Here is an 8,449-nt window from a genome sequence, read left to right as displayed (position 1 = left end):
CTGCGTGCGAAAAAATGCTTGACCTTCAAGCACGTTTTCTTGCTTTCGCTCACGTTCATCAAATCTTTGCTAAGATCAAATCTTGTTCGAAATTAGGCAAGCACATCTCAATCTGAGCGTGTGGCATAAAATTCACAGGATAGCCGAGCGCGGCCAACGTCCGACAGATTTAGTATCGGAAACATCACTGAATCCGTCTAGAATGCCGAACCAATATTATGAAACAGACATCAATTGATGTCGTTTTCGGTTTAAATCTTACCCTCGGGTTGCAAACCGAACATCGCATGATTTTTCTTAATGATTGCTTCGAGATTCCTCGGAAGGTCCGCAATGCAAGTTTTGGTTGTAGAACAGAGTTGTTGAGGCCGCTTGAAACTCATCGTACCTTCCGAACAAAATGTTAAGAACAATCAACCAGCCAGATCAAAAGAAAGGCTCTATCTCTTGTAGGAAAGCGCGACCGGAGATTGCGATATCAAAGCCACCCCCTACCGTTAAGATAAATGGCAACATTTACCGTTGTGGCCAGAGCAAGCCGCGCCGCAACAAGGCCCAATCCTAATCAGAATCGTCAGAGTTCGGCCCTCATGGGCCAAAGCTTACGGGCAACCGCCAGCTCTATGATAAGCGCGGCTGCCCTGATGCTCGCGCACAACTAGGCGGCAATCAGGACACCCCCGAAGTGGCAACATTCTGCACTGCCGTTTGGCTCACTTTTACTCTGCCTTTGACACCCGGCAAGGGGGATCTGGCATCGGAAAAGAAAAAGCTGGAGCGTCAAGCCGACGCCGCAGACCTGTCAGTCGCTGGTGAAAACCTGCTCGCCCCGAATAAACCAAACGGGGCGGCCTAGAACCAGATCGCGTCATCCCAAATCCGATCCACCAGATGCCGGACCTGAGCACCTAGCGCGGCCTCAATGCAGCTGGACAGAGACGCGATCTGAACGGCCCTTGGCGTCGATCACCGACAAGGTGACAAATCCCGCGCCCGGCAATTTCAGGATGTCTTGACGCTCGCGCGTGGCAATCGTGATAGGGGTTCCGTTAGCAAGCCAAGTGAACGGCGGCGTGCCATTGCGCACTTTCACCAGCAGATCCCCGTCGGTCAACTCAACCTCGGCACCGTCCGGGGGAAATGCGACTGACGGAGTGTCAGGTGCGGGTTCGAACGCCGCATTGCGGGTGCGAAAGCGTTGCAAGGGTTTCGGCAGCCGTGCGTTCGAGACGATCAACGTAGCGGCGGGCGGCGGGTCAAGGCGATCAAGTTTTCCCTTCAGGCGTGCGAAGGCCTGAAATAAAACGGGCGCCGCCAGTTCCCCACCAAACGCCCCCGGCACCGGCGTGCCGTCAGCATGTCCCATCCAGACGCCGATCACATGCGCGCCGTCAAAGCCGATAGCCCAAGCGTCGCGGTGCCCGTAGCTGGTTCCCGTTTTATAGGCGAGCCGGTTGGACGGGGCACCGGGGGGCGGGGGCATCCCTGCCAGAATATCGCGAACCTCCCATGCCGCAACCGCCGACATGACCCGATGACCCTCGGGCTTTGGCGCGCCCGTCTCGACGGTCAGGGGACGTGACACGCCGCCCCGCGCGAGGGTCGCATAAAGCTGCACCAAATCCTGTAGCGTCACGCCCACGCCGCCAAGCGCAACCGCCAGCCCCGGCTGTTGGCCAGGCACGACAGCATGAACGCCAGAGCGTTCCATCCCGTTCATCAGGTTCGAGGGACCAATCGCATCGGTCAACAGCACTGCCGGAATATTAAGCGATAGCTGCAACGCTTCGCGCAGGCGGATCGTCCCGCGAAACTGGTTGTCGAAATTCTGTGGCGCATAGCCGTTGAAATCGACCGGCTTGTCGTCAATCAGCGTTTCGGGATGCGCGAGCCCTTCGTCGAATGCCAATCCGTAAATCAGCGGTTTTAACGTCGAGCCGGGCGAGCGCAGGGCCTGTGTCATATCAACGAACCCGCGCCGCGGGCCGTCTTCATAGGCCGAAGACCCGACTGTGGCCAGAATATCGCCCGAGCGGTGCTGAGCCACCACAATCGCGACTTGCAGGCGATCGCCCTGCCCCGCCACGGCATCGGCGGCCAGCGTTTCAAGGCGCGCCTGAAGATCGGCGTCGAGTGTGGTGGCGATGGTTCCCACACCCGGCCGCGACGCGTGCAGCCGGTCGGTCAGATGCGGTGCAAGCATCGGAACGGGACGGCGCGCCGAGGGAACAGCCTCGGTTTTGGCAGCCAGAGCCGCGCCCGCCGACACCGCGCCCTGCGCTTGCAACCGGTTCAGCACCCGCGTGCGCGCGCGTTTTGCAGCGGTAAGTTCGCGATCAGGGCGCCGCGTTTCCGGCGATTGCGGCAGCGCGACCAGCAGCGCCGCCTCGGCCAAAGTCAGCCGTCGCGGCTCTTTGCCGAAATAGGCAAGTGTCGCGGCGCGCACGCCCTCAAGGTTGCCGCCAAACGGCGCAATGTGTAGATACAACCCAAGTATCTGCGCCTTGCTCAGATGCCGCTCCAACGCCAGCGCAAGCCGGATCTGGCGGATCTTTCCCGCAACCCGCCCCGTGCCGCTATCTTCAAGCAGTCGCGCAACCTGCATCGTCAGCGTTGATCCGCCCGAGACGATGCGCCCTGCCCTCACGCCCTGAACCGCCGCGCGCGCGAAGGCCCGCAGATCGACGCCATCATGCCTGTAAAAACGCTGATCTTCATAGGCGATCAACAGCTTGAGATAGCGCGGATCAACCTTCGTCGGATCAACGGCCAACCGCCAGATCCCGCCATCAACCGTGAATGCACGCAGCAGACGCCCGTCGCGCGCCAACACCTCGACCGAGGTAGCAGGCGATAACGGCGGCAGCACAGTTGCATCGACCCAAGCGTCGAACCGGTCCCGCCCCAACGCGCCAAGGAACAAAACCGCCGCCAACGCAAAGGCAAAGCGCGCGGTCTTCATCGCGTGATCGTCACGGTCCCGGTATCGCCATGGGCGCGAATATCGGGGCGATACATATCCTCGACGCTTGCCGCCGGATGATGGAACGTGCCGGGCGAAATTGCGCGCACGATATAGGCCAGCTTGAACGGCTTGTTGTTGTAGCGGTCAATCGCCGTCAGAAAACGATCCTGCCGGAACTCGGAATGGGCAACCTCCATGGCAGAGGCACTATCGAGCCAGTCAAAGCCCCCGACATCGCCCGAGGCCATGAGGTTGGGGTTATCAATCTCGAACCCGGCAGGCAGCGGATCGCTTACCATCAGCCGCGCCTCGCCATTGCCAAAGGGCGTTACGTCTAGAACCGTCACCAGCCGCGTTCCGGTCTTCACGGTGTCGATCTTGGCCGGTTCGCCCTCCATCGTGAAATAGCTCCGCTGGATCGCATAGCCCGTGCCACCCGCCGGTTCCGGCACGACCGGCACACCGTAGGTTGTCACCGTCAGCGCGGCCGATTTGTCAGACCCGTTGTGAATATCAAGCGCGGCATTGCCTGCCGTCTGATCCTGCACCATCCGCACCATCGGCCCGGTCACCGCTGCGCCGTTGATGGTGAAGCCTTGCGCGCCCACGCGGTCGATCAGCGCATGTGTCGCCAGCAGCATCCACATTGCCTCTTGCGTTGAAACCGCATCAACGCCGCTTTGCTGCGCGATCCGATCCGTCAGCTGGGTTTGGTTGATCGCCTTGCTGCCCGCCTCGGTTACCAGCGCCAATACCGCTGCAGCATCACGGCGGTTCGTGCCATAATCGGCGCGCAGGATCTGTGCGCCATCCTTTGTGGGAAGCGCCGCCATCTGCCGCGCCGCTTGACGAAACATCGCATCAGCCCGCGTTTGATCGCCATAAGCCGCTAGCGCCGCGCCGAGTTGGGCAGAGGCAATAGGCGTGTCAAACGCGCTTGCCTTTACATCTGCATAATAGCGCAGATCCCCGATCGCCGCCGCGCCCTCGCGCGCAAGCACCATCAGCGCATAGGCATAAGGACCGCCGCCCGTGTCGAAATCTTGCGCGGTGTTGATCTGGTTGCGCAGATTATCAAGGGCTGCGCGAAATGCCTGATCGGGCACGGCAAAGCCCTGCGCACGCGCCCGGCTCAGGAAATCCGTGACATAGGCATCCAGCCAGAGATCGCCCGACGACGGTCCCCACAGCCCGAACGCGCCAGACGCGGATTGGTTGGTAAGAACTTCCGTGATCGCCTCTGCCACCCGGTTGTGAAGATCGCCGCGCGTGCCAAGGTCCATCGCGCTTGCCACATCTTGCAAATACAATAGCGGCATCGCTTTCGACGTGAGCTGTTCGGTGCAGCCATAGGGATAGCGATCAAGCGCCTCAAGCAGACCGGGTGCATCAAAGCGCGCAATCGGCCCCACCGCGATACTCGCCGTGCCGGTGCCTTTTTGCAGCCCGTCAAAGACGTTGGCGTCAAAGATAAAGCTTTGGCCTGCCGCCAGATCAAAGCGTGTCGTGCGCGAAATCGCCGGATCGTTCATTTGCACTGGCAGCGAAAGCTGTTTGCTCAACTGCTTGCCATCGGGCGTGCTGAGCACGACATCAATCGTTTGCAGCCCGGCATTGAGCGCCGTGATCGGGATCGAGAGCGTCTTCTTGCCGCCCTCCGCCAGATCAAAGCCCTCAGGCACCGCGCCCAGCGTCAAGCCTGCCGAGGTCACCGCCAGCCCCATATGTCCGGCGGGGCCCTTGGCGTGGATGATTTCCAGCAGCAGACGGCTTTGATCGCCGGGTGCCATAAAGCGCGGGACGCTGGCGCTTACGACCACCGGATCGCGCACCAACACATCCGTACTCGCCTGTCCGACGCCGGTTTTCGACCAAACGACCGCCATCACGCGAACCGTTCCGTTAAACGAGGGCAGCGAGAACTGCGCATGCGCCAGACCGTCTTCGCCCACCGTCACCACGCCGGAAAAGAACGCCACCAGCTTTTCGGTCGGCGGCGGTGATTTCATCGCGATATTGGCCGCCGCATCGCCGCCAGAGCGCACAGCCCCCATATTCCCGTTCAGCCCGTCGATCAGCCGCCCATAGACGTCGCGAATAGAGACGCCCAATTTCCGTTGGCCAAAGTAATGCCCGTCCGGGTCCGGCGGGGTGAACGCCGTCAGGTTCAAAATACCAACATCCACGGCGGCGATGGTCGCATAAACCGTCTCTCCGGCTTTCGCGCCATCCACCTTGACCGCAATATCCATTGGCCCGCGCGGCTCTGCCTCGGGGGCGGTGACGATGCTTGCCGACAGCTTCTTGTCGCCCGGATCGACGCTGGCATAGGTCAAGCCCAGCGCACGCGCCGGAACCCTGCCTGCCGCTTCGTCCATCGGGCGCAGAACTGAAACCGTCACATAGACCCCTGCCCCCCAATCGGTGCCAACCTTGATCGGAACCAGATTGTCGCCCGCCTTCACCTCGACCGCTTGGCGCGAGATCAGCTTGTTTGAGAGCACCGAAATCAGCGCCGTGCCCGCAGCGCGCGGCGCGATCCGCAACATTGCTGTTTCACCCGGCGCATAGGCCTTTTTGTCCAACGACATCACCAGCGTATCGGGCGTTAGCGACGCATCTGCAGGCGCATACCAACCGGCGTAGAAATTCGTAGAGGCCGCCGCATAGGGCCCATCGCTGCGCTCTGCCACGATCTCGTATTGCCCCCAAGTGACGGGGGCCGACACCGCAACAGGATCTGTGGCACTAAGGCTGACATCGCCCTCGGCGACGCGAGTGCGCGTGGTCATGGGCGTCCAGTTCCAGTCGCCCGAGGTCTGGAACCACTGATAGCGCGTTTCAACCCGGTTCATCACCCAATGCACGTTCATCGCGACCATCTTGTTGTCCGGCCCCACCGCGATCAGGTCAAACTTCGCCTCCGAGTTTTCGCCCACAACGTCGCTAAACAGCGGCTTGATCCCGATGATCGGCGCGCTTGGCGTCAGCGCGCGCGTCAGATCCCGCTCAACCGGGCGGCCCGAGCCTTCGGCGACACGCACCGTTGCCGTCATTTGCAGCGGGCGCGACGGGTCGCTCACCTCTGGCAAAGCGGCCCGCAGCGTTACGTTGCCGCTTGCATCCGTCTTTTGTCCATCGGGCAAGGGCTGCACGACGGGAGAAAACGGTGCGTCATATTTCCCGAAACGATAGCCGGGAAAACCGTCAAGACGATCCACCGCGCTGAGTTTTACGCTTCCTTCCACCGAAAGATCCGCCCCGACCGCCCCGAACAGATATTTGGCCGCAATGGTCAGATCGGGGGCATCGCCCAAGTGGATTGGGGTCTCTGGCAGGGCCAAGGTGAAATCAATCCGCTCGGGCAGGAAATCTTCAACAAGGAAGGTTTGCGAGGCAAGCGGGGCCGCCTTTACATCAGCATAAACGTCAAGACGCCACGGCCCACGCGGCGCGGATCCCGCGATTGGCAGGTCAAACACATGCCCGCCGCTGCCAGCGTCATCTGCAACCACGCGCGTGTATTCCACCCCGTCCGGGCGGGTCAGCTTGGCGGTCAGCGGCAAGCCTGCGATCGCTGTGGTCTCGGCATCGCGCGTCAACGCGGTTGCATGCACTGTTTCGCCCGCGCGATAGGCTCCGCGATCTGTGGTCAGGAACACATCAATCGGCGGGCTCGCCTCGTTTCCGCTCACACCGCGATCTGACAGGTCAAACTCGGGATCGCTCAGCGAGATGAACCCCAGATCGGTGCCGCCATCCTGCGCCATCACCAGCGCAGGCGCGGCCCCCTCGGTGCCGCGCGTCAGACCTGCGGCAAAATCCGCGTTGCCATTCGTATCCGTCACCGCCGTGCCCAGAATGCGGTTGGCCGAGGCAAGCAGCGTCACCTTTACACCCGCCTTTGCCGCCGTCGTGCCCAAGCTGCGCACGCTTACATGCAGGCCGTCAACGCCGCTATAGGTTGTCAGCCCAAGGTCAGAGATCACGAACCACTGCGAGGCGGCGGGTGTTTCGTAAGGGTCCGCCCCCGGAACGGCGGCTTTCAGAACATAGATCCCGGTCGGCAACCCGCTAAGCACGGTGTCCAGCGGCAGGCGCGTGGTCATGTCCTTGTTGACCTCCATCTCGACATCGGCTTTGCCCGTCCAGAGCGTCTCGGCGACATCGGTGGAGAAGTTATATTCCTGATAGCGCGACAGCGGCTGTCCGAAATAGTCGCTTTGAATGGCGCGCAGAATATTGCGGTCGCTGACCTGCATAAGTGTCAGATCAAGCGTCTTCGCGTTCACCGTCGTCACCGGAATTGCGGCGACACTGGCGCGCGGCAAAACATAGGCGCGCCCCGGGAATCTGACCGAGGGGCTGCGATCACGCACATACAGCGTCAGCGTCGCCGGTTTCACGAGGGTCTCACCAGAGGCCGCAGGCAGGCCCGCGCGAAAGGTGATCGCGTAGCGGCTGCCATGTTGCAGGCCACCCACGCAGATCTGATTATCCTGCGCGGACACCGAAAGACCGGGCTGGGGCAATTGCACGAAGGTCGCGTAATCGACCCCAGCCTTGGCGAGAGGATCGGAAAATGTGGCGCAAATCCGTGGATTGGCGCTTTCGCTTTCGACCCTCTGATCCGCGATGTGAAAGCCGAATTTCGCAATCGCCTTGTCCAGCGCCGCTGCGGTATCGTCACGCGGCTGGATTTGCTGGGCCAACCGCAGCGCGGGAATCGAGGTTTTCCCGCGGCCCGATTGCTGTAAAACATCGGCCATCATCACTAGGGCAGATACGCGAGCCGGCGCGGTTTCGGCGCGCAGATACCCGTTGATCGACGCCGCCAACGCATGCGCCAAATGATTTTGCGCAGAGCTATAGCGGCTATTATGCCCCGCCAGACGCAAACGCGCGTAGTCTACCCATTGATCGGCGGCATCCGTCTGATTGACGGCAGCACCGATGAAATTACTCGCGCTGTCATAGTTTTTTGACGTCTCGGCATTGCGCGCCGCTGCCACCAGATCCTCCACGCTCCAGTCGCCCGCGATATGCGCCAGTGACATGCTTGAGGGCTGGTCAAATGCTGCCGAAAGGTCGCCGGATGTCAGAAACGAAAGGTCGGATTTCCGCGTCGCGGCCAAGCCAAGCGCGGTCGCCGTCTGGTTCACCACAACTGCCGAATACGCCCCCCTATAGCTTACGATTGAGCCAACCGTAGACTTTGGAAAACACGACCCCGCCCGCGCATTGAAAGTGAACGCCTTGCACGCACTGTTGCTTAGGCAGGCGCGCTGGCAGGCCTCGATCGTGGTGTCAAAGATCGACTGAATATCGCCACCCGGCATATCCATGTCTTGGGTCAGCACCGCGCGTCGGGCTGGAATTGCTGTGTCCTGCGAAAACGCGGGGCTCGCCATCAAAACCGCCGCGACAAGCGCCGCAAAACCAAATCTACGCATGACGATCCCCCAACGATCAATTGTAATATTT

At 61.0% G+C, this 8,449-nt stretch carries 2 protein-coding genes; both read right to left on the bottom strand.

Features of this window, described 5'->3' with window-relative positions:
- Window positions 1–919: 919 nt before the first annotated feature.
- Window positions 920–2,962, bottom strand: a complete 2,043-nt coding sequence (gene pbpC / locus ACN0SD_RS18070; RefSeq protein ID WP_417809611.1) for a penicillin-binding protein 1C — start codon at window positions 2,960–2,962, stop codon at window positions 920–922.
- Complete coding sequence (locus tag ACN0SD_RS18065) at window positions 2,959–8,418, bottom strand: MG2 domain-containing protein (protein ID WP_417809610.1); 5,460 nt, start codon at window positions 8,416–8,418, stop codon at window positions 2,959–2,961. The genes pbpC and ACN0SD_RS18065 overlap by 4 nt, the downstream gene beginning before the upstream one ends.
- Window positions 8,419–8,449 lie beyond the last annotated feature (31 nt).

This window comes from Thioclava sp., from assembly GCF_048263065.1.
GTDB lineage: Bacteria > Pseudomonadota > Alphaproteobacteria > Rhodobacterales > Rhodobacteraceae > Thioclava.
The sequence above is the reverse complement of the archived record's forward strand: the minus strand, read 5'-3'. Positions and strand labels throughout refer to the sequence as shown.

Bases quoted from the DNA above. Each gene is read 5' to 3' on its own strand.
- pbpC (WP_417809611.1), bottom strand. From the start codon at position 2,962: ATGAAGACCGCGCGCTTTGCCTTTGCGTTGGCGGCGGTTTTGTTCCTT.
- ACN0SD_RS18065 (WP_417809610.1), bottom strand. From the start codon at position 8,418: ATGCGTAGATTTGGTTTTGCGGCGCTTGTCGCGGCGGTTTTGATGGCG.